Origin of the sequence: Treponema sp. OMZ 305 (assembly GCF_024181325.1) — a bacterium.
In the GTDB taxonomy this organism is placed as follows: domain Bacteria; phylum Spirochaetota; class Spirochaetia; order Treponematales; family Treponemataceae; genus Treponema.
Window position 1 is genome coordinate 1,053,841 of record NZ_CP051300.1, and the last position, 22,022, is coordinate 1,075,862.

Annotated in this window: 21 protein-coding genes; 13 read left to right on the forward strand and 8 right to left on the reverse strand. The window is 46.1% G+C overall.

Going from position 1 to position 22,022, the window contains the following annotated elements:
• The first annotated feature begins 93 nt into the window (after positions 1-93).
• The 13 genes from ABK01_RS04705 to ABK01_RS04765 all read left to right on the forward strand — a co-directional run bounded on the left by ABK01_RS04705 (position 94) and on the right by ABK01_RS04765 (position 12,875).
• Complete coding sequence (locus tag ABK01_RS04705) at positions 94-999, forward strand: ATP-binding cassette domain-containing protein (protein ID WP_253676414.1); 906 nt, start codon at positions 94-96, stop codon at positions 997-999.
• Position 1,000: 1 nt separating this feature from the next.
• The gene (locus ABK01_RS04710) at positions 1,001-1,615 is read left to right on the forward strand and encodes an ABC transporter ATP-binding protein (protein ID WP_253676415.1); all 615 of its coding nucleotides are present in this window, start codon (positions 1,001-1,003) and stop codon (positions 1,613-1,615) included.
• Positions 1,616-1,734: 119 nt separating this feature from the next.
• Positions 1,735-2,022, forward strand: coding sequence for a type II toxin-antitoxin system RelB/DinJ family antitoxin (locus ABK01_RS04715; protein ID WP_016519647.1), 288 nt, complete (start codon positions 1,735-1,737; stop codon positions 2,020-2,022).
• Positions 2,019-2,453 carry a putative toxin-antitoxin system toxin component, PIN family gene (locus ABK01_RS04720; RefSeq protein ID WP_253676416.1) on the forward strand — a complete coding sequence of 145 codons (435 nt, stop codon included), beginning with the start codon at positions 2,019-2,021 and terminating at the stop codon, positions 2,451-2,453. The genes ABK01_RS04715 and ABK01_RS04720 overlap by 4 nt, the downstream gene beginning before the upstream one ends.
• Positions 2,434-2,913, forward strand: coding sequence for a cyclic pyranopterin monophosphate synthase MoaC (gene moaC, locus ABK01_RS04725; RefSeq protein WP_253676417.1), 480 nt, complete (start codon positions 2,434-2,436; stop codon positions 2,911-2,913). Before ABK01_RS04720 ends, moaC begins: the two co-directional genes overlap by 20 nt.
• The gene (gene moaA / locus ABK01_RS04730) at positions 2,903-3,862 is read left to right on the forward strand and encodes a GTP 3',8-cyclase MoaA (protein WP_253676418.1); all 960 of its coding nucleotides are present in this window, start codon (positions 2,903-2,905) and stop codon (positions 3,860-3,862) included. Before moaC ends, moaA begins: the two co-directional genes overlap by 11 nt.
• Before the next feature lie 4 nt (positions 3,863-3,866).
• Positions 3,867-4,295 (forward strand): MOSC domain-containing protein, encoded by a 429-nt coding sequence (locus ABK01_RS04735; protein ID WP_253676419.1) that lies wholly within the window; start codon positions 3,867-3,869, stop codon positions 4,293-4,295.
• A gap of 218 nt (positions 4,296-4,513) precedes the next feature.
• Positions 4,514-5,767, forward strand: a complete 1,254-nt coding sequence (locus tag ABK01_RS04740; protein ID WP_371922033.1) for an ABC transporter substrate-binding protein — start codon at positions 4,514-4,516, stop codon at positions 5,765-5,767.
• Positions 5,768-5,803: 36 nt separating this feature from the next.
• Entirely contained in the window at positions 5,804-7,933 is a 2,130-nt protein-coding gene (locus ABK01_RS04745; RefSeq protein WP_212566304.1) for a methyl-accepting chemotaxis protein, read from the forward strand.
• Between the two features lie 80 nt (positions 7,934-8,013).
• Positions 8,014-9,018, forward strand: coding sequence for a TAXI family TRAP transporter solute-binding subunit (locus ABK01_RS04750; protein WP_253676421.1), 1,005 nt, complete (start codon positions 8,014-8,016; stop codon positions 9,016-9,018).
• 98 nt (positions 9,019-9,116) lie between these two features.
• A complete protein-coding gene (locus ABK01_RS04755) occupies positions 9,117-9,614 on the forward strand; it encodes a DUF1850 domain-containing protein (protein WP_253676422.1) in 498 nt (165 codons plus the stop codon).
• Between the two features lie 216 nt (positions 9,615-9,830).
• Positions 9,831-11,795 carry a TRAP transporter permease gene (locus ABK01_RS04760; protein WP_253676423.1) on the forward strand — a complete coding sequence of 655 codons (1,965 nt, stop codon included), beginning with the start codon at positions 9,831-9,833 and terminating at the stop codon, positions 11,793-11,795.
• Positions 11,796-12,197: 402 nt separating this feature from the next.
• Positions 12,198-12,875 (forward strand): hypothetical protein, encoded by a 678-nt coding sequence (locus ABK01_RS04765; RefSeq protein WP_016524269.1) that lies wholly within the window; start codon positions 12,198-12,200, stop codon positions 12,873-12,875.
• A gap of 247 nt (positions 12,876-13,122) precedes the next feature.
• Here ABK01_RS04765 and ABK01_RS04770 read toward each other — a convergent pair whose 3' ends face one another.
• The 8 genes from ABK01_RS04770 to murF all read right to left on the reverse strand — a co-directional run bounded on the left by ABK01_RS04770 (position 13,123) and on the right by murF (position 22,022).
• Complete coding sequence (locus ABK01_RS04770) at positions 13,123-14,115, reverse strand: radical SAM protein (RefSeq protein ID WP_253676424.1); 993 nt, start codon at positions 14,113-14,115, stop codon at positions 13,123-13,125.
• Positions 14,116-14,126: 11 nt separating this feature from the next.
• Positions 14,127-14,501 carry a hypothetical protein gene (locus tag ABK01_RS04775; protein WP_212566309.1) on the reverse strand — a complete coding sequence of 125 codons (375 nt, stop codon included), beginning with the start codon at positions 14,499-14,501 and terminating at the stop codon, positions 14,127-14,129.
• A gap of 289 nt (positions 14,502-14,790) precedes the next feature.
• Entirely contained in the window at positions 14,791-15,684 is an 894-nt protein-coding gene (locus ABK01_RS04780; protein ID WP_212566310.1) for a tyrosine-type recombinase/integrase, read from the reverse strand.
• A gap of 427 nt (positions 15,685-16,111) precedes the next feature.
• Positions 16,112-17,401 carry a cell division protein FtsZ gene (gene ftsZ / locus ABK01_RS04785; protein WP_212566311.1) on the reverse strand — a complete coding sequence of 430 codons (1,290 nt, stop codon included), beginning with the start codon at positions 17,399-17,401 and terminating at the stop codon, positions 16,112-16,114.
• Between the two features lie 23 nt (positions 17,402-17,424).
• Positions 17,425-18,666, reverse strand: coding sequence for a cell division protein FtsA (ftsA, locus tag ABK01_RS04790; RefSeq protein ID WP_212566312.1), 1,242 nt, complete (start codon positions 18,664-18,666; stop codon positions 17,425-17,427).
• The gene (locus ABK01_RS04795; RefSeq protein WP_253676425.1) at positions 18,659-19,498 is read right to left on the reverse strand and encodes a cell division protein FtsQ/DivIB; all 840 of its coding nucleotides are present in this window, start codon (positions 19,496-19,498) and stop codon (positions 18,659-18,661) included. The genes ftsA and ABK01_RS04795 overlap by 8 nt, the downstream gene beginning before the upstream one ends.
• The gene (gene ftsW, locus ABK01_RS04800) at positions 19,498-20,634 is read right to left on the reverse strand and encodes a putative lipid II flippase FtsW (RefSeq protein ID WP_212566314.1); all 1,137 of its coding nucleotides are present in this window, start codon (positions 20,632-20,634) and stop codon (positions 19,498-19,500) included. Before ftsW ends, ABK01_RS04795 begins: the two co-directional genes overlap by 1 nt.
• Positions 20,631-22,022, reverse strand: coding sequence for a UDP-N-acetylmuramoyl-tripeptide--D-alanyl-D-alanine ligase (gene murF / locus ABK01_RS04805; protein ID WP_212566315.1), 1,392 nt, complete (start codon positions 22,020-22,022; stop codon positions 20,631-20,633). Before murF ends, ftsW begins: the two co-directional genes overlap by 4 nt.

Genomic DNA, 22,022 nt, shown 5'->3' on the forward strand with positions numbered 1-22,022 from the left:
CCCCCATGCAGCGGCACGGGCGAAGGCGGATAATCCTTCTCTCCGTTTATATAACGCAGATAAGAGGCTTTGAAGGCATGACGGAAAAGCCTCTTGAAAATAATCGGCAGAGGAGAGAAGATTGGAGCCGGAGACCGGTTTTTGTGCGCAAATGGAAAAGACAGAGCGCACAAAAAGCCGCCCAAAAAAGACCAACAATCGGAGATAATGATGAAAAATGCTGTTTTAACGGCGCGTAATCTTTCAATTTCTTTTACGCAGTATACAAACGGGTTTCACACCAGATATATTACACCGGTACATTCTCTGAATGTCAGTATTGCGGAAGGAGAAATTCTTGCGGTCATCGGCGCAAGCGGTTCAGGAAAAAGCTTACTGGCTCATGCGATCTTAGGGATATTGCCGCAAAATGCGTCCGTTTCGGGTGAAATATATTACAAAGATGTCCTTTTAACGCCGGAAACGGTGCGGCAATTCCGCGGAAAGGAAATTGCTTTTATTCCGCAGTCGGTTACGTATCTTGATCCGCTGATGAAAACGCAGCAGCAAATCAGGATAGGGTTACCCAAAAAAGAAGCAGCGCATCTTCAAAGAGAACTTTTTAAGCAATACGGTTTAGCGGAAGAGGCGGGTAATCTTTATCCGTTTCAGCTTTCAGGCGGTATGCTTAGACGTATTCTGTTTGCTACAAGCGTACGGGCGGGTATTAAGCTTATTATTGCCGATGAGCCGACACCGGGTATCCACCCCGAAGCGCTTGAATCTGTTTTGCAGCAACTGCGCCGGTTTGCCGATGAAGGAATAGCGGTTATGTTAATTACGCACGATATTATGTCCGCCGTTAAAATTGCAGACTACGTTACTATCTTTAATGAAGGCGAAAATATAGAAACTGCGTCGGCCTCTGCCTTTTCAGGCAACGGAGCAGCGCTTAAAACCGATTATGCAAAGCGCTTGTGGCGCGCCTTACCTCAAAATGACTTTATTCAGGCGGTGTAGTATGGCTTTGGAATGTAAAAATCTCGGCTTCTTTTATGAGAAACATACATGGATATTCAGGAATGTCGATATAACCGTAGAAAAAGGGGCTGCTTTTGGTATTGCCGGTCGGAGCGGCTGCGGAAAAACGAGCCTATCAAAGGTCTTGGCAAATCACGCACAGCCGAGCGAAGGAGAAGTCCGTATCGACGGGATAAATGCAAAGCAGATACGAGCAGGCGGCAAGCGGCTCTTTTGGCCGGTGCAACTTATCTACCAGCACCCCGAAAAAGCCGTTAATCCTCAATGGAACATAGAAAAGATACTGACGGAATGCTATAAACCTTCACCTGAACTTTTGGAACGCTTCGGTGTAAAGACGGAATGGTTTAAGCGCTTTCCCATCGAATTGTCAGGCGGAGAGCTGCAGCGGTGCTTAATTGTCCGAGCGTTGCACCCCGAAGTTCGCTACCTTATTGCCGACGAAATGACTACCATGCTCGATGCTGTAACGCAAGCCCTTATTTGGAAAGAGCTTTTAGCCGTTATAAAGCAGCGGAATATCGGACTTATTATCATAAGCCATGAACAGGCACTTATCGAAAAACTCTGTTCAGATGCGCTTTACATGACATAAATCGATTATATTTAAAAGCTGACCGAATTTTTTGCAGAATCCCTGTTGTATTTCTGTTGATTATATTTACAAATAATGGAATAATACATACTAAGGTATGCATAAGTATGGAGATTTATATGGCCAATGCAACATTAGTACAGTTAAAAGTCGATAGAGAAATTAAAGAGGATGTTTCAAGAATATATGAAAATTTGGGCTTGGATTTACCGACTGCAATAAGGATTTTTTTCAAGAAAAGTATTGCTGTGGGAGGCTTGCCGTTTGAATTACGAGAAGAAAATAACAGATGGCAACTATATGATCAAGTTCGAAAAAGTATTCAAGAAAACAATGTTCCGGAAATGTCGCTGGAAGAAATAAATGCAGAAATTGCCGAAACCAGAAAGCAGGCATTTCACGAATGAAAAAATATGTTGTTGTTGATACAAATGTTTTAGTTTCAGCCTTGATAACACGGAATGAAAATGCTCCGACTGTAGAAATATTACGATATCTCTCTCAAAATAAAATAGTGCCGGTATATTCTTCGGATATAGTAAAAGAATACTATGAAGTGTTGAGAAGAGAAAAGTTTAAGTTATCTGAAGAAATTGTATCGGCTGTAATAAACGATATAGTCAATAATGGATTAGAAGTAACAGATATCGTTGAAGTTAAGGAAGAAATGCCGGATCCGAAAGATGTCGTATTTTATGCAGTTACATTGACAACAAGGGATAAAGGGACATTCCTGGTTACAGGGAATGGAAAGCATTTTCCGGCAAAATCTTTTATAGTAACACCGGCTGAATTAGTGGATATACTTGAAAAAAATTATGGAAAGAAAACAACTTAATCACTTTGACTCCTCCGGTAAAGCCGTAATGGTTGATGTCGCCGGTAAGGATGAGACAAAAAGAATAGCGGTTACGCACGGCTTTATCAGCATGAATACAGAGTCTTTTCTTGCGGTGCGCGAAGGCAGCGTCAAAAAAGGCGATGTGTTGGGAATTGCGCGGGTTGCCGGAATTATGGCGGTAAAAAAGACGTCGGAGCTTATCCCCCTCTGCCATACGCTGCAGGTTACGAGCGCCGGTATTGACTTTACCCTGCACGAAGCGGAATGTAAAATCGAGGCTGTATGTACGGTCGGGGCTACCGGACGGACGGGCGTTGAGATGGAAGCGTTGACGGGTGTTTCCGCCGCGTTGCTGACGATATACGATATGTGCAAGGCGCTGGATCGTTCGATGTGTATCTCGGGAATAGAACTTTTGAAGAAAGACGGTGGAAAGAGCGGCCTCTATGAAAGATAGGTTCCTGCGGGAAATCGATTATATTAGAATATCCGTGACCGACCGATGTAATTTCAGGTGCCGTTACTGTATGCCCGTTCAAGGGGTCGGATTTATTCCTCATGATCAAATTCTCAGGTTTGAGGAGATTATTAGGATAGGCCGGTTACTTCCTCGGATCGGTATCAAACATATCAAAATTACCGGCGGCGAACCGCTGGTTAGAAAGGGTATTTGCTCTCTTATCAATGATTTAAAAGCGCTTGAAGGGATTGAGCAGGTTACACTGACGACAAACGGATACTTGCTTGAACAGGCGGCCGAGAAGCTAAAAGCGGCGGGTATAGACGTGGTCAATGTCAGTGTCGATACGGTCAATAGAGAAAACTTTACGAAGATATGCCGCAAAGACGGGCTTATGGAGGTGCTGCGCGGAATAGACACGGCGCAGAAACTGGGTATCGCTCTCAAGGTGAATACCGTCGTCAGCGGGAATAGCGCGCTGGTAGAATTGCTCGATGTGCTCGATTTTTTTTCACGCAAAGGTATCACGGTGCGGTTTATAGAGCTGATGCCCATTGGCATCGCAGAACGGACGCGGGTAACAAATGCGGACTTATTCAATCTGATTAAGCGGCATCATCCTGATATTACAAAGGACGATTTTAGAAGCAACGGCCCCGCGCGGTATTATCAATTCGGAGACGGTAAACGGGTCGGTTTTATCTCGGCGGTACACGATATGTTTTGTTCTTCGTGTAACCGGGTACGGCTGACTGCTGAAGGGGTCATCAAGCCCTGTCTTGCAAGTACGCTTTCATATAATATAAAGCGTTTACTCAGAAGCGGAGCCGGAGATGCCGAGCTGGAGAGGGCGTTAAAACAAGCGGTGTTCCATAAGCCGGTAAGTCATCATTTTAATAACAGGCGGAAAACGGAAACGCGCGTGATGAGCACAATAGGAGGATGAGCCTATGGGAACCGTGATGGGAATATGTATCAGCGAAAAAAAAGGAACTGCAAAACATGCGGTTGAGCAAGCCGTTTTAATTGAAGATTTCGGACTGGAAAACGACGCCCATGCGGGTAAGTGGCATCGCCAGGTCAGCTTGCTCTCCTTTGAAACAAGAGAACGATTTAAGGCGAAAGGCGCAGACGTGACGGACGGAGCCTTCGGTGAAAATCTCTTAGTGAGCGGTATCGACCTCGTACACCTTCCGGTTGGTACCATTCTTAAATCGGGAGACATTACGCTTGAAGTAACGCAGATCGGGAAAGAATGCCACAGCCATTGCGCAATCTATCACACAATGGGCGAATGTATTATGCCGACAAACGGAATATTCGCGAAGGTACTTACCGGCGGGCTCTTAAAAAAAGGAGATGAACTGGTTGTACGTTGAGCATTTATTTCAGCAAGCGGGCAAACACATCAGGCAGAGTAGATAAGAATCGCAGAATAATAGAGGTATCAGGGCTGATTGTTATATTTTACCGCTTATGCTACAATGTGCCGATAATTTTTAAAACAAAAGATCAAGGTGCTGTTATGACTAAGATTTTTCACGGTTTATTGCAAAGAAGTTTGCTTATGCTGTTTGCCCTTCCGGTGATTTTGTTGATGGGCTGTATGAATGCTAAAAAAGCCGATACTGCTGCGGATATTGAATTTTGGTCGTTTCCTAATTTTACCTCCGAAACCGGTGTCGAAGGTGATTTTGAAAAAAGTTTAATTGCTGCGTTCGAAAAAGAAAATCCTTCTATTAAAGTACATTTTACGTTACTCAGTTTTACCGACGGAGCGGAAAAGATTGAAAAAGCCATAAAAGACGGCAAAGCTCCCGATATTATTTATGATGCCCCCGGCCGAATTATCGGATGGGCGGAGAATGGCTTGCTTGAACCGCTGGATGATGTGCTTGCAACCGAAAAACCGTATATCACGACGGAGCTTTTAACCGTTTCCGCCGGCAAGGATAGGCGCACCTATATGTACCCGATGCATGAAGGCGCTTTCTCAATGGCGTTCAATAAAGAAATGCTCGAAGACCTGCATCTGATTGATTTGCTGCCGTATAAGCGGAGAGACCGTCAGTGGACGGTTGAAGAGTATGAAACGCTTTTAACTGCACTTAAAGAAAAGCTCCCTACAGGAACCGTCCCGGGCGTTTTCTATTATAAAAATATGGGCGGCGATCAGGGGACTAGAGCCTTTTTGGTCAACCTTTATGGAAACGCAAATCTTTTGAATGGAGATTATTCCAGTTATATCTATAATTCCGATCAGGCGGTACGGAATGTGGATTGGACGGTACGTGCAATGAAACGGGGCATTTTGCTCGACGGAAAGGATCTTACTTCAAATGATGCGATTGCAATGTTCGTTTCCGCTAAGGCCGCTCATACTATCTTGTATTCACCTCAGCTCAATAAAATGAATGACGGTAAACGCCGCTATAAAGGAAAAGATTTTACACCGATTTATATGCCGTTCCCCAATAATGCCGGCGCTCCGCTCCTGGAATTTTTGGCAGGCGGCGCTTGTGTTTTTAACAACGGCAATGCGAATAAAATAAAAGCTGCAAAGAAATTCCTTCATTTTGCCGCTACCGACGAGGTGTGGGCGCCTAAGCTTATAAACGCAACCGGCGGATTTCCGGCAAGCTCTAAAGTTCAAATAGAGACTGAGGATGCCGAAATACTCTATAATTCGGTGCTGCAGCGTTTTTTCGGTCAGTATTATAATAATATTACCGGTTTTGCGAAGATGCGTGAGTATTGGAATACGCTTTTAAAGGATGCCGCTGCGGGACAGGATGTTCAGAGGGCGCTTGATACCTTTGTGCGAAATGCAAACGGCACACTGAAAGAATAACGGAAAATTTTCTAACTGATAAAAATGGAGAACACAATGGCACACACAGCTTCACATAAACAAACAGTAACGAGTTTTTTTTCTATTAGAAACAAGATGATTACATCTTTTGCCGTATTCGCCGTTACTATTTTAGCGATTGTCTATATTGTCGCAATATACTTTGCTTCCGTTTCACTTTTGAATAATACCGAATATTTCTTAAAAGAGCTCGGAAAAAGCTCATCGAAAGTTTTAGATGAACGTTCTCAGGCATTGTTTGGAAAGCTGGAAGCGTTTTCAAACCTGCCGCTCATTCAAGATGAGACTGTGTCGTATCGCGATAAAATAGAACTGTTTAAAAATGAAATTCAAATGCAAAAACAGCGCGGCTGGATGAGCTTCGGTATAAGCGGTCTTGACGGAATGCTCTATCGAACCGACAATACAATAGAAAAAGTAATGGGTGAGGAATGGTTCCAATCGGCACGTAAAGGAAAGTATGTTATTACGGAACCTACGATGTCATCCGCCGAACGGAAATATCTCTTTATCGTTGCAATTCCTGTACGCGATTTACAAGGAAAAATCGTCGGTGTTATCAATGCAACGATTTTAGGGGATGCGCTTTCGAATTTGATAAGCGATATTATTGTCGGCGAAACGGGCACTGCGTATTTGGTAAGTTCCTCCGGTACTATTTTAGGTAACCGCCGCCCCGAAATTCTTTATAAGAGTATCTACAACGAGATAATCGGCAGCGATACCAGTGCATTCGCACAATTTCTTAAGCAGGCGCTCGCTTCGCATAAATCTTCGGTTAACGTATCCGAAATAAAAGGCGTCAAGTATATATCCGCCGTTGCTTCAATGAGATATGCGGATTGGACACTCCTTTTAACGGCTCCCGTTTCCGAGTTTATGGCGGAGAATGTGACAAATCTGATTAAAACATTTGTCATCATTGCGTTATGCCAATTAATTATCGCCTTTGCGTTAGGGGTTCTTATTGCGCGAAATATTACTCGTCCGATTAATCACGTTATAGACGCGCTGAAAAATATTGCGCAGGGAGAAGGAGACCTTACCATAGAGCTACCGGCAAGCGGTAAAGATGAAACAAGCATATTGTCAGCATACTTTAATCAGACGATTGCTAAATTGAAAAATTCAATTCAAAAAATCGGTATCGATTCCCGTGAGATGGAATCGGTCGGTTCCGATCTTGAAAGTAATATGGTTTCGGTCAGCGAGGTGGTTGCAAATATCACTTCCGGTATTGAAGGGTTGAAGGAGCGGTTTGTCGAGCAGGAGGAAAGTGTGTCCGGTACGGCTGCCGCTATCGAGCATATCATCCGGACGCTCAGGCTTTTGGATGAAAGTATCGGACGGCAAGCTGCTATGGTTACCGAATCCTCCACATCCTTTGATAAGATGACTCACAGTATCGATACCGTAGGGGAAAACGTTGAAGAAACCCGTGAAGTTATCCGTAATCTTTCTACAGCTACGAACGACGGTCGTGAAACGCTGGTAAAGGCAAATGAGGTATCGCAGCGGATATCGGAGGCATCGGGCGATCTGATCGAAACAGGCGCTATAATAGAAAATATTGCAAGCCAAACAAACCTGCTTGCAATGAATGCCGCTATTGAGGCTGCCCATGCAGGAGAGGCAGGGAAGGGATTTGCCGTCGTCGCTTCGGAAATTAGAAAACTTGCAGAAGAGTCCAGCGCACAGGGTAAAAAGATTTCCATAACCTTGAAAAACCTTTCTGCCGAGATCGATACGCTTGCGAGTGCTGCTGCCGGCGCCGTTGAAAAGTTTAACATCATTTCCGGTTATTCAAAAGGCTTAAGCAGCTCCATCGAAGGAGTAGTGCAGGCGATGGATGAGCAGGAAGAGAACGGAAAAATCATCTGGGGCATTATCAACGATGTTACCGGCGTAACAAACGAGGTAAAGAGCGGTTCCGGTGATATGCTTGCCGACGGAGAGAAAGTTGTTTCGGCAACAAAACGGCTGGACGATTTAACACGTATTTTGCGGGAAAATATAGAAAACATTGCCTCACAAACAGAGCTGATCAATGAGGCTGCGCAAGAGTCTCTTGAAATTGCCGTTAAAAATAAGCAAAGTATAGACGGTCTTGCCTTGGAAGTCGGTAAGTTTAAAACAGAGAAATAGGCAAGAAGGTTTGCGTTGCAAACTTGATTATTTATGGGTGCGCGTAATGCGTACGGCTAAAAGTTTTTATAGGAGAAAGTATGAAAACAGTAAGAGTAACTTTCGGTTTGTTGTGTATGCTGGCATTAGTTGCAATGACGACAATCGGCTGCGAAAAGAAAGAAGGAGGAGAAAAATCCGAGCATCAGCTTGATAGGACAAAAGAGTTCGTCACGGTTGCTACGGGACCTACAAGCGGTATTTATTTCCCGATTGGCGGGGCATTCGCCGAAGCCTTAAAATCGGCTGGGTATAATACCAGTTCACAAGCGACCGGCGCATCAGCTGAAAACATTTCGATGATCTCGAAGGGTGAAGCGGAGCTTGCAATCGCAATGCAGGATTCCGTTATGCAGGCATATAAGGGCTTCGGCGCCTATGAAGGCAAAGCAAATCCTAAGCTGACTGCTTGTATGCGTTTGTGGCCGAATTACGTACAGCTCGTAACACTGCGCAAATCCGGTATCAAAACCGTTGCAGATTTGAAAGGGAAGCGGGTTGGCGTCGGCGCTGCAAACTCCGGTGTTGAATTAAATGCCCGTATGATTTATGAAGCCTACGGTATGACTTATGCCGACAGCAAGGTTGACTATCTGTCTTACGGCGAAGCAATCGATCAAATGAAGAACGGTCAGTGCGATGCCGCCTTTGTTACCTCCGGTCTTCCGAACGGAACGATTATGGAACTTGCTACCAGCTATGATATGGAAATTGTTCCCATTGATGGAGCAGGTAGAGACGCGTTGATTGAAAAGTATCCGTTCTTCTCGCGGACGATTATCCCGGCGAATACCTATAACAATACTGAGGATGTTAATACCGTTTTTGTATATAACATCATGTTGGTAAATAGCGAGCTTTCCGAAGATGTTGTGTATGATATGCTGACCGTTATTTTCGATAATATCTCGACGATTAAAGCATCACACAATGCGGCAAATAAGCATATCGATTTATCCTTCGGTGTAGAGGATGTAAGAATTCCGCTGCATCCGGGCGCTGTAAAATTCTGGCAGGAAAAAGGTTTTAAGACTCCGCAGAATTAACGGCTACGTCTAAATGCGTCGTTTGAGTTTTTGAAAAGTTGTTGCCGGTTGAATGTATATGTATTTACACAGACCGGTTGCATATAAGAATATATCGGATGGAATGGCTTTTTACTGCATTGCGACTAATGCATATACGAACATACTTGTATAAAGTGTGGTTGCTCGTTTTTGCCGTACTACTGGCAGGCTGTTCCTCCGGTGAGACTGTCGAAATTTCCAATCAGGTAACGAAAGAACGGTATTGTATTCAAACTGTACAAACAGGCGATGTTCTTTCGTTTGCGTGGGAACATTCGTTTGAACATGTCTTATGGAAAGAATTTTATCGGGTAACCGATGAACATACGTTTAAACTTTTTACCATTGCCGTTCAAGGTTTTGGCGCCGGTATTCCGGCAGAAATGGACTGCACCTATCGATACGAGGATGGTCTGATCTATATGGAAAATATAGAAGGTAGTGTGTTCAAAGAGTTTAATTGGATCCATTCGCAAAAACATCTCAAAAACATTACGATAAATGATACCGTGCTTATATGGGGTAACGAGCTTCCCCAACGGGCAAAAATACGGTTAAGGCTTTCTAAAAACTGATTTGCAATCTGCGTTAGCGGATACGATAAATCATTTCTTTATAGGACAATCCGATAGGCTTGCTGTTTTTAGAGGTTTTTGATTAGGTTACAAAGGAAGCGCTGATACTGCCGAAAGGCTGTACCGCTTCTTCATTATTATCGGGCAATCGCTAAAAACTTGGCTAGATTTGCTTCGTATCCTTCGGAATAGCGATGCCCCATTAAGGAGTACATCTTGGCTACAGAAAAAACTATAGACCAAAAGGCGCTCTTGGAAGAATTTGAACGGGAAAGCAGAACTCGAAACTTTGTTAACCCGATCTTTACAAAGATTCTCAAGTGGACTGCACTGCTGGTTACCTTTTATCATTTAGCTTATGCGTCCGGCTATATCCGGCCGGAGACATTGCGCCATCGTTCCATTCACGTCGGCATGATTTTGTTGATGACGTTTGCAATCTATCCTGCATTTAAAACATCGAGCAGAAAAGTTATCGCATGGTATGATTACATATTGATGATTTTGTCCGTTATCATTCCCGTCTACATGTGGGTGAATTATCAAGCGATTATCGACAGGGTAGGGGATGCAAACCTGACGGACGTTATCATGGGTACCATATTGGTTGCATTGGTAATAGAAGCGGCGCGGCGGATTACGGGTTGGGCCTTACCGGTTATCGGCATCATCTTTATGATATATGCGCTGATGGGCGCCCGTCAGGGACTTATCCCGATAAACGTGCCGGGACTGTTTTTGCATAGAGGGTTTAAATGGCCGAAATTGATCGGGCACCTCTTTTCAAATACTGAAGGCATTTACGGCACGTCGGTCAACGTTTCTTCGACATATATTTTCTTATTCATCGTATTCGGCGAAATTATGAATAAATGCGGAATGGGAAAATTCTTTAACGATATTGCCATCGGTTTGGCAGGGCATACGAAAGGCGGTCCTGCAAAGGTCGCGGTTATTGCGGCGGGCTTGCTCGGAAGTATCAACGGGTCGGCAATTGCGAATGTTGTTACAACCGGTTCGTTTACAATCCCGCTTATGAAAAAAATCGGGTACAGCAAAGAATTCTCCGGCGCTGTTTCATCAACCGCTTCCGTAGGTGGTCAGCTTTTACCGCCGATTATGGGCGCTGCCGCATTTATTATGGCGGAAACACTCGGTATTAAATACAAAGAGATTGTCGTTGCGGCGGCCATCCCTGCGCTGATTTACTATTTGGGTATTATCTTCCAGATTCAGCTGCGCGCATCGAAGGATAAACTCGACGGTATGCCGAAAGATCAGCTGCCCAAGGTGAAAGAAACGCTGAAGATGTACTGGCACCTGACCATCCCGATTTTATTTTTGGTGTATATGCTGTTCTTTAGCGGTTATACCGTTATCAAAGGCGCTTTTTTAACAATCATTTTGACAATCATTATTGCGCAGCTTAAAAAAGAAACACGCATGAGCCTAAAAGATATAGAATCTGCCTTTGTCGCTTCCGCAAAATCGACGGTATCGGTTGCGATTGCGTGTGCCTGTGTCGGTATTGTTATCGGTGTGTCGAGCTTAACCGGCTTTACCATCAATATGGCAAGCGCGATTATCTCGCTCGGCGGAAAGAGCTTGTTGCTGACGCTCGTCTTTACGATGGTAACCTGTATGCTGCTTGGTATGGGCTTACCGAGTATTCCTGCGTACATCATTACCGTAACGATTGCGGCTCCTGCGTTGATAGAGCTCGGCATTGCGCCGTTGGCTGCTCACTTGTTCTGTTTCTACTTTGCGATGTTTGCCAATATTACGCCGCCGGTTGCGCTTGCCTCATTTGCAGCGGCAGGTATATCGGGCGGTAATCCGATGAAGACGGGAATTGTATCCATTAAGCTGGCGCTCGCCGGTTTTATCATCCCGTATATGTTCGTCTACAATAATCAGCTATTATTGATGAATACGAATATTTTGCAGGGTATTCAGGTTGCGATTACCGCATGTGTCGGCGTCTTTTTAATCAGCGCCGCCGTAGAAGGGTATTTCCACACCAAAGTGAATATTGTGATGCGGCTTTTAATGCTTGCAGGAGCTTTCTTGCTCATCGACAGCGCCTTATTAACCGACCTTGCCGGTGTCGGCATCTTTGTTGCGTCTATCTTTATTCAGCGCATACTTGCGCGGAGAGAAGCACGGCACGCAGCCGTCTAGGGATTTGGTATACGGTATGGGGATGTCTCAAAAGTTGGTTACTTTTTGGACATCGCCATCAGCACAGCTGATAGCGAGTTTAAAATTAAGTCTTTATACAATAATGACTTAATTTTAAACGTCGTATCTAAATCTAAGGAAACTGTCCAAAAACTGTTACGCAATCCGCTTTAGCGGATATGACAAATCATTTCCTTACAGGAAAAGCCGATAGGCTTTCAGTTTTTGGACAGCCCCGGATGAATTTTTGAGTTGCCGCTGAGATGGCAACTCAAAAAGATTCAAATTATAACGAAGTTTGGTTATAAGGCAAAGGGAAATTTCAGATGAGAGTATTTTACGTTAATTGTCGTCTGGAAGTTCCTGTTGTTTTGTGTGATATAAAACTGTATGGGGGAAAAAATGGAATTAATTCCAAACCGATCATTGAGCAGTTTGTACGTATTTTTGGATTGTGCTTTTTTAGTATTACTCGCATTTTATTTTCTAAAGAGTAAGCGATATATTCCTCTTCTGGTTGGAATACTCGGGGGCTTACTCTATTTTGTAGTAGATTACGGCGGATTTTATTGGTTGCTTGAAACACGAAAAGTGGTTGGTGCAAATCCTTTTTGGTTTTTGCTGTGGCTCAGTATGAGTTATGGGTTTACAAATATGGCGTGGATGTGGCTGTGGTTTGCCGAACCGAAAAATCGTTTGGAGTTTTCACTTTTGATTATCGTGTGGTGGTTTTCTGCGGCGGTTATCAGTAACGGGGCTGGGGCGTCATTCCCGATAATTACAATTCAGCGCGGAACTGGCGGATATCATTGGATTATGGCGGTGTTTTTATTTGTCGGTTATGCGTGGTTGCTCATGAAAAATTTATCTGCTACGCGCGACGATGAGCGAGTACCTCTTTGGAGCATTATATCAATCGGGCTTTTGGTGCAGTTTGCATGGGAATTTATTTTATTTATAACGGGTATCCGTAATGCAGGGCTTCGTACTTTGGTTGTTAATTCGCTGATGGAAACCAATTTGGGTGCGCCATATATGTATTTGATTTACACAACAGTCTCAAAACGGATGCGGAAATAAATGTGTGTTACGCTGCGGCAGAGGTAAAAGTAACATTCGCGGGTTCGATAGTACCTACTCGATAGACGATATCAGCTTTATGATGAAGCCCATTGATATTCTTTGCAAATACAATGCAAAAAGTAAAAGATATGATGCACGTGACAAAGTGCTTTTTGGAGAGGTGCTTTAACTGAGTTATGATTTTAACAGCAGTCTGACTTTGTTACCGCAGGCGCACTGAAATGGCGCGGCTGAAGATAAATTTTTATTTTACCCAGCCGGTTTTCCAATGCCAGAGCGGTTTTGACAGCGCGGAAGAAAAGGTTTGTACGCGGTTAAAGTCCGGGAGCCAGTCTAAGTCGCTTACCAATTCTTGATAAAAACCGTCGTCGATGGCTAATTCTTCAAGAAAGGTACGCAGTGTGATGTCTTCCGATTCATCGAGCAGGCGATTAGAAAACGCATCGATTCGCCGCGCTTTCGGATTTGCGGTAATGGGGGTGTACTGCGTCATCAGCGAAAGGAGCGCCTTGCCTTTAAGGTTTTGAGCGAACCAACGGAGTACCGCTTGCGAGTCCTCTAATTTTCCCGGAAGTGCGAGATGCCGGACAATAACGCCCGACAGCATTTTGCCGAACGGATACTGCTCATCGGGCGGCGTAAGGTTGAGCGGAGAATGCCGTGCCATCGCTTCGATTGCGGCGCAGGCGCGGTCGGGATAATCCGGAGCGGCAAAAACCCTGCGGGATGTTTCGGTATTAAGCGTTTTGAGGTCGGGGAGCCAGCCGTCGACGGTATCCGCAATTGATTCGAGTGCTTCTACCGTTTCATAAGCGGATGAGTTCCAGACGACGGGAATAGTTAAGCCGTGCTGTTTTGCGGCTCGGAGCCCTGCCCCCAAAGCCGGTACCGCATGGCTGCCCGTAACGATGTTGATGTTTTCTGCGCCTGCGTTTTGGAGTGTCAGGCATATTTCGATAAATCCCTGTTCCGTTACAGCACGTCCCATACCTTCTTGCGAAATTTGAAAGTTTTGGCAAAAAACACAGCGGAGATTACAGCCGGTAAGGAATATCGTTCCCGAACCGCCCGCTCCGCTTACCGGAGGCTCTTCTCCAAAGTGTAACCCTGCCCATGCAATGCGCAGCTCCGCCGTTTCTCCGCAAAAGCCTCTCTCTCCGGCGTTCCTATTTACCCCGCAGCGTTTTGGACAGGCGTTACAGTGTTCATAGTCGGCGCAGCAAAAATCCCGTATCACAAATACCGTTCCTATTTAAGCTTATTCCGTTCAACCATAACGCTCATAATTGCGCTTACGGTGTGCATATCGAGTGTTTCCGCCGCCGCCGAAACAATTGTGTGCAGTTCTTCCCAATCTTCATCGGAAAAATCCATATCGCTGCCGAAGCTGCCGTCAAAAAGCGAAAAGACGGTGTAGAACCAGTTGACGGCATCTTCTCTTGTATCTTTCAGATGTGTGCGTAACCAGTATTCAGCCGAATCTTCCGCTAATGGGAGAAGGTTTTTATCGTAACTGCGGATTGTTTGAACAAAAAACGAACTCAGCTCTTGCCGGAATGTAGGATCAGGTAATTTTTCCGTTCGCCGCCGTGCATCGCTATAAAATTTTTCGAGGATATTCATAAGGATGTTACTATAAGAAAAAGAGACCTAAAAAGCAAGCGCCGTTTGCGGAGGGTTTAATACCCGCCGTTCATCTACCGCCACGGACGGCGGTTATTCCGAACAGTAGCAATGTTGTGGCAGAGCCACAACTTGCAGTCAACACTATACACGGATGTATAGTGTTGACGAACGCTCTGCGTCGTAGCAAAGGGTATTAAAGCCGACTGCAACCACCTTATGAGAACACACAGTGCGAAACGTTGAGCACTGTGTCCGACGCTCGCGTCGGGGTTGTTGATTTCTCCAACTATTTCTCAAAAAATTTGCGGTGGTAGGATTCCAAATCCTTGTCTTCGATATGGGTGTAAATTTGCGTAGTAGCGATGCTCGCATGACCGAGGAGACATTGTACAGAGCGGAGGTCGGCGCCGCCTGCGAGCAGATGGGTTGCATACGAATGGCGGAGTGTGTGGATTTTTGTGGTAACGCCGCTGAGTTGTTCGATTTCCTGCAAGCGTTTCCAAATACCCTTACGGGTAAGCCGTTCGCCGTGGTGATTTAGGAATACGGCTCCTGTCGTTTCGGTGTTTTCGCGATGCGCCGGTTTTAAAAGAAGCGGACGGGCTGTTTTTAAATAGACGCTTAGCCGCGCTTCCGCCTGCGCCCCAAAGGGGATGATGCGCTCCTTTCCGCCCTTGCCGTGAACTTTCAGCAGCTGCTCGTTAAAAAAAACATCCTCCAGTGAAAGCGTTACCGCTTCGCTTACGCGCAGCCCCGCCGAGTAGATAAGCTCAAACAGGGCGCGGTCGCGGATACCGTTCGGCGTATCCAGCGGGATGGCTGCCAAAAGTTTGTCTACTTCATCAGGGGCGAGCGCCCGCGGCAAGTTTTTTTCGCGGCGGGGGCTTTCCAGCTGCTCTGCAGGATTATCGGCGCGGACGTTTTCCAGCTGCAAAAAGCGATAAAAGGAGCGGAGCGCCGCCTGATCTTTTGCAAGCGTTCTCCCCGTTACCCCTTCTTTCGCCCGCACAAGGAGAAAGCCGATGCAATCGTCTTGAGACGCATCTTCGATAAGGCGCTCATCCCCAAGCTGCTGCTGAAAGAGGCGCAGTGTATTGAGATATGTTTTTGCAGTAAGCTGCGCCCGCGCCTCCGCCGAGATTAAATACCCGTAAAATGCCCGTAATTGTATTTCTGTCATCGTAGTTTACTCAGAATAAGCACCACAAACGTTGTTTGAATCTCCCCGCAAAATAATTGAGGTCGTTCAACCAGAGTTGAACCTCTTCGCGGTTCAAATGGTCTCACGGCCTCAATTATTTTGCGATTGTGATTAATTCATCTGGTGTGCTTATTCTTCTTTTAAAATAAATTGTGCGAAATTTTATCCAAAATTTCGCACAAAAGGACTGTAATCAACAACCTCGATGCAGAGCGTCGAGATATTAAGCCCTCATACGACTAAAGGTGGTCATAACTTTTGCACCTAGTCTTTCCGTTAGCCTTTTAAAAATAGGTGGAGCAGATGCTAGGAGCTAGCCGAAATAAAACGGAGGCGTATCGGGTATACGGTGAGGATTTATTTCGGCGTAGCGACAACGCAGATGCCCGCATATTTTTAAAAGGAGCTACCTTTTATTTCGTATATACGCCGGCACATCCAAATCGGTATTGGCGCCGGGAAGCTGTACGCGGATAGGCTGCCGCGGGGCTTCGGTCATTTCCGGTTGTTGTTGAGGCGGCGGAGGCATAGCAGGTATGCTTGCATTCCGCGGGCCGAGGCCGGGTAGGGTAGGCTGTTGCGGTGTTTGCAGCTTTGCCCATTCGCTTGCCGAAATAAAATCGTTTTGTAAAAATGACGTATGAAGCGGTTCACTCTGAACGCTTGTTCCAGCCGGTTGTCCCGGTTGCTGTATTATACTCTGAATCGGATCCGCATCGGTAGGAAAGCCCGTTGCGATGACCGTTACGGTGATTTTGTCTTTCATGGCTTCGTCGGTTTCATCGATGGTAATGCCGTGAATGGTTTCAACATCGGGATGGGCGTTCGCGGTAACGATTTCCATAATATCGTTGACTTCCACCGTAGAAGGCATCTCCGCTGCGTAGATATTAACCAGTATGTGTGTTGCTCCTTCTATGTGGGAATCTTCCAAAAGTGGATTGTTGATGGCATTCGTTGCTGCGTCAACCGCGCGGTTTTCTCCCGATCCGGTACCGACGCCCATTAACGCATCGCCTTGCCCTGCCATCGTGGAACGCACATCCGCAAAATCGATATTGACCAATCCGTTCTTTGTAATGATATCCGCAATGCCCTGCACGGCACGGCGCAACACATCGTCCGCCATAACGAAAGCATCCTTTATCGTCTGTTTGCTGTCTACCATATTTAATAAATGCTGATTGGGAATAACGACCAGCGTATCGACGTTTTGCCTGAGTTTTTCAATCCCCGCTTCGGCGGTGCGCATTTTTGCACGTCCTTCAAAACTGAATGGTTTGGTAACGACGCCGACTGTTAAGGCTCCCTGGTCACGGGCTATCTTTGCGATGACCGGTGCGGAACCCGTGCCAGTGCCGCCTCCCATACCGGCAGTGATAAAGACCATGTGCGCTCCGCGGACGGCATTCGCAATAATTTCGGTGTCTTCCATAGCGGCTTTTTCGCCGACTTCCGGTTTGCCTCCCGCGCCGAGTCCTCCGGTCAACTTTGAACCTATCACCAATTTCATCGGCGCCTTTGAATAATTGAGCGCCTGTACATCGGTGTTCGCTACGATAAAATCGACGTACCGGATATTGCACTCCAACATTCTATTAACCGCATTCGAACCGCCTCCGCCGGCGCCGATTACCTTAATAACGGTAGGATTGACCGGTAACAGTTCATTTTGCTGCATCACTTGATAATCCATATATATTCCCTCCCCCTTGCTGGTTAAAATAAATTTTTCCAAAAGTTTTTGAGTTTACCGACAATTTTACCCTGCTCGGCTTCTGTTTTTTTTGTTTCCTCACCGGATGCCGCCCGCTGTTTGTACTGCGATAAAATCAGTCCGAGTACGGCCGCAAATTCGGGGCTTCGGTATTCTCCGGTAAGCCCGCCGAAAGTTCCCGGAATCCCGAGCCGTACTGCAGGCGTGCCGAAGATTTCGGAAGCAAGTTCCGTAGCGCCCGGCATCAGAGAGCCGCCGCCGCAGAGGATCACATTGCCTGCGAATCGGTTGGACGCTGTCGCCGGTGCGATTTTATCTTTTGCCATCGTAAAAATTTCCGCCATTCGGGCTTGCAGAATATCGCATATATCCGCTCTTTCAATCTGTATCGGCGCTCGTCCGCCCGGAGCGGAAATCAGTACGGATTTATTATCTTCCAAAAGCGGCTGCCAGCAGCATCCGTCGGTTATTTTAACCTTTTCGGCGGTTTCGGTCGAAAGCCCTTTCACAATCGCCAAATCATTTGTCGCATGGCCGCCGCCTACCGGCAACACGGTCGTAAGCACCGGCGCTCCGCCCGACATCACCACAATATCGGTGGTGCCTCCTCCAATATCGATAAGCACCGAGCCGAGTTCCTGTTCTTCCTGCGTCATAACGGATTCTACGGCGGCCAAACCGTGATACATCGGTGCATCAACTTGTAAATTAGCGCGCTTCACGCAATCGACGATATTTTTGATGCAGGTAACCGATCCGGTGATAATATGCACTTCGGCTTCAATGCGGACACCGATGACGTTATGCGGATCCGCGATGCCGCGCTGGTCGTCAACGATATACGATTGGGGGATAACGTGCATGACGCGCCTATCCATCGGGATAACGACTGCTCTTGCAGCTTCTATAACGCGGTCGATGTCCTGTTGGTCTATTTCGCGGTTCCCTTTTCCTTTATCGGTAACGGCAACAATACCGCGGGAATTAATTCCTTCAATGTGGGTGCCGCCGATTCCCGTAATGCAGTGGGTAATTTCCACGCCGGACATCATCTCCGCGGCTTCCACCGCTTCATGGATTCCCTGTACGGTCTTTTCGATATTGACGACGGTTCCTTTCCGTAAGCCTTCGGAAATGCCGGTGCCCACGCCGATAATTTGTAAAACGCCTGTTTCCAGTTTTTCGGCAACAACGGCTCTGATTGCGCTGGTACCTATATCCAATCCGACTATGATATCACTCATCGGCTTCACCTCTTAACCGGTAGGAAGCGGTTCCCGCCCGTACATCCAACTCCTCAATCTTTGCACTCAGATCAAGATCTCGTATAACATCCAATGTCAATATCATATACTGCAATCGCTCCTCATTCAATGTACTGTCGGTACGTACCTTAACCGGTGTTTGTACCGGATAGAGAATGAGGTCGAATCCGCCGTATTTTTTTTGTTCAATCTTCATTTCGGAGATTTCGCTGAGTAAGGCCGGATTTTTTTTCTGCAAAAGATCCAGTTGTTTAAATAATGGCACAAGCTGTTTGTGTACCTTCATTCCCGCTCGTATAGTCTGAAAAGAAAGGCCGCTGATAACAGGCAGTGTTTGAGTATCTTTCTTTGAAGCGACTTTGAACACCGTTCCCGTTTTGTCTATTTCCATCGGAATTGTACGTCCGCCGACTGTCGCGAGCAATACGCCGACCGGCTTTCGTTCGATTATTTCAATCAACACCTTGTCCGGATATTTTTTGACTACGCGTGCTTCCGCAACGAGCGGATAGCTTGCAATCCGATGCAATAGCACATCTTTATCGATCTTTCCCCATTTTTCCGTTCCGGTCAGGCCGGATGCCTTTTTCAAATCCGCTTCGAGAATGGTGTCGATTCCCGAAATCCGTATCTTTGCCGTCGAATTAAACGGTACGATAAAAAGATAATATACTAAGTCGCCTACCAAAAACAACAGCATCGCTAAAATAATGATTTTAAGGAGCTGCTTTCCTTTTGTTTTTTTTACGGTTTGAGGTAATTGACGCGATTCGGTGTATGCGTGGTTTTGTAAACCGATAATATCAGACATTATGAAGCGCTCCTTTTTGAATAACTTGAAACATTGATAATCAGTCCGCATAGGCAAAGACTGGTAATAAGCGAAGATCCTCCGAATGAGAAAAAAGGGAGAGGAATACCGGTTGCGGGTAGCAGGCGGACAACGACTCCTAAGTTTAAAAAAGATTGAAGAACGATTGAGGTGGCGGCGCCGAATGCGACATAGCAGCCGAATCGATTTTTACAGGAAAAGGCAATCAGATAGGCTACCGCAGTAAATGCAAGCAAGAGTGCAAGATAACCGCATACTCCCAAAAAGCCCATCTCTTCGGCCCATGCGACAAAAATAAAATCGGAATATATTTCGGGAACGCTCGAAATTTTATGGATGCCATTCCCTATTCCCGTACCGTACAAACCGCTGCTTGCAAGCGCTTCGAGGGCTGCATTAATTTGATAGCCCGTGTCGAGCGGATCGCTATCGGGGGAGATAAAGGAGAGTACACGTTTCATCCGATAGGTTGAAGTAACAACCATGAGAACTGCGCAGGGGATGGTAACAATCAATCCTTTGAGGAACCAGAGCAGCGGCCCTCCTGCCGCAAAAAACATGACCATAAAGATGAGCATTAAAAAAATTGCACTCGAAAAATCGTTTTCAAGGTATATCAGCAATACGAATACCGACGTAATAAAAAAAGGCGGCAATATGGAAATTAAGGGCGCATCCAGTTGATCCGCTTTTTTATCAAAGAAGTTTGCAAGAAAGATAATGAGCAAAAGCTTGATAAATTCTGACGGCTGCAAGCTAAAACCGCCGATGGAAATCCAGCGGTTAGCGCCGTTCCGCGGCGAAGCGATGCCCGGAATAAAGGGAAGTAAGAGGAGGATAACGCCTGCTATCAAGAGATAGGGGAGCAGTTTTCGTAAACGGTCAAAACTGAAGAACGAAAAGAAAATAAGGCCGATGCAGCCTATAAGGAGATTGCGAAATTGCCGGACAAGGAAATAAGAAGAATCATCGAAAAAACGTTCGGCGTAATGCAAGGAACCCGAATAGAGCACAGCGAGGCCGATTCCAACCATGATGAGCACGAGCAGGATAAACGTGAAGCTGTACCGGTCGCGGTTGATGTTCTTTTCAACAGTGATAGTGTGCTGCATCATACCCGCTCCTTTTGCAGGATAGGCTCAAACTGCTCAAGCTCAAGGCTGCGGGATCCTTTCAGAAATACGAAGTCGTTTCGGTTTAATAAGCTGTCCAATGTGTCGCGGAGTTTGCCCGCTTCGGCTTCCGTAAAGCAGAAAAAAGGTTTATTCGAAGTTTTATTTTGTTCGACGGCAGCAGCGCATATTTCTTCGCCGAAAAAGAATAGTATATCGGCATCGGAGGCAAATGCTGCTGCACATACGGCACGGTGTGCTTTCGTTGATTCAGGGCCAAGCTCCTTCATCGAGGCAAGCAGATAAATCTTTTTGCCGCGTACTGCGATATTCGCACACAGCGCAAGTCCCGCATTCATGGAATCGGGATTGGCGTTATAGCAGTCGAGCAGGTAAGTTACCGGACCACGGATAATTTGCGACCTGCCAAATAGCGCCTGTATCTGTTCGATGCCTGCTTTTATCAACTGCAGCGGAATATTGCAGTATTCCGCGACGGCAATCGCAGCAAAAGCGTTTTGTACGTTATGGATTCCCGGAAGCGGCAGGCGGATGGTTTCTCCCTTATACCGTATCTCTGCGCCGGAAAGCCCCTCGAGGGTATAGGAGCCGAGAGCTGCGCTATAAGTAAAGATTTTTCCGTGCGGTACTTCTTTTAAGACAGCCGTGTACTCGTCCTTATCGGGGACGAATCCGACAGAGTTTTCATCAAAACAGGAAAAAATTTGTTTTTTCTCGTGTGCGATAGCGTCTTTGGATCCGAGCATTCCGATATGTGCGGTGCCGATATTGGTGATAACGGCAATATTCGGTTTAAGAACTGCGGCAAGCTCCGCAATCTCTCCTTTCCGGTTCATACCGAGCTCAAAAATGCCCACTTCATGTTTTTTTGTTACGGTAAAAACCGAGAGCGGCAGCCCCGTTTCCGAATTGAGGTTGCCCTCGTTTTTCACGGTGCGGTATTTTTGCGCAAAGACGGATGCAAGCAGTTCTTTCGTCGTCGTTTTACCGTTTGAACCGGTTACCCCGATTTTTAGGAGCTGCGGGAATTGTTCCAGATAGGCAGCAGCGGCATCTTGCAATGCTTTTAACGTGTGTTCAACGCGGATACAGGCTGCCTGATGTTTTTTGCAAAGAGCAATAATATGTTGGATGTTTTCTTGAATGTCGAGGAATACCGCATCGGCAAATACGCACGCAGCGCCTTGCTGCAAGGCTTGTTCGATATAGCGGTGTCCGTCTTGCTGTGTGCCCCGCAGCGGAATAAAGAGTGCACGAGGCTTTACGGTTCTGCTGTCCGTGGTAACGGAATCAAACCCTTGATAAGGAGAATAATTGCAAATAAATGTTCCTGCAATTGCCTTGCAGAGAGCCTCCCAACCCAACAGCAT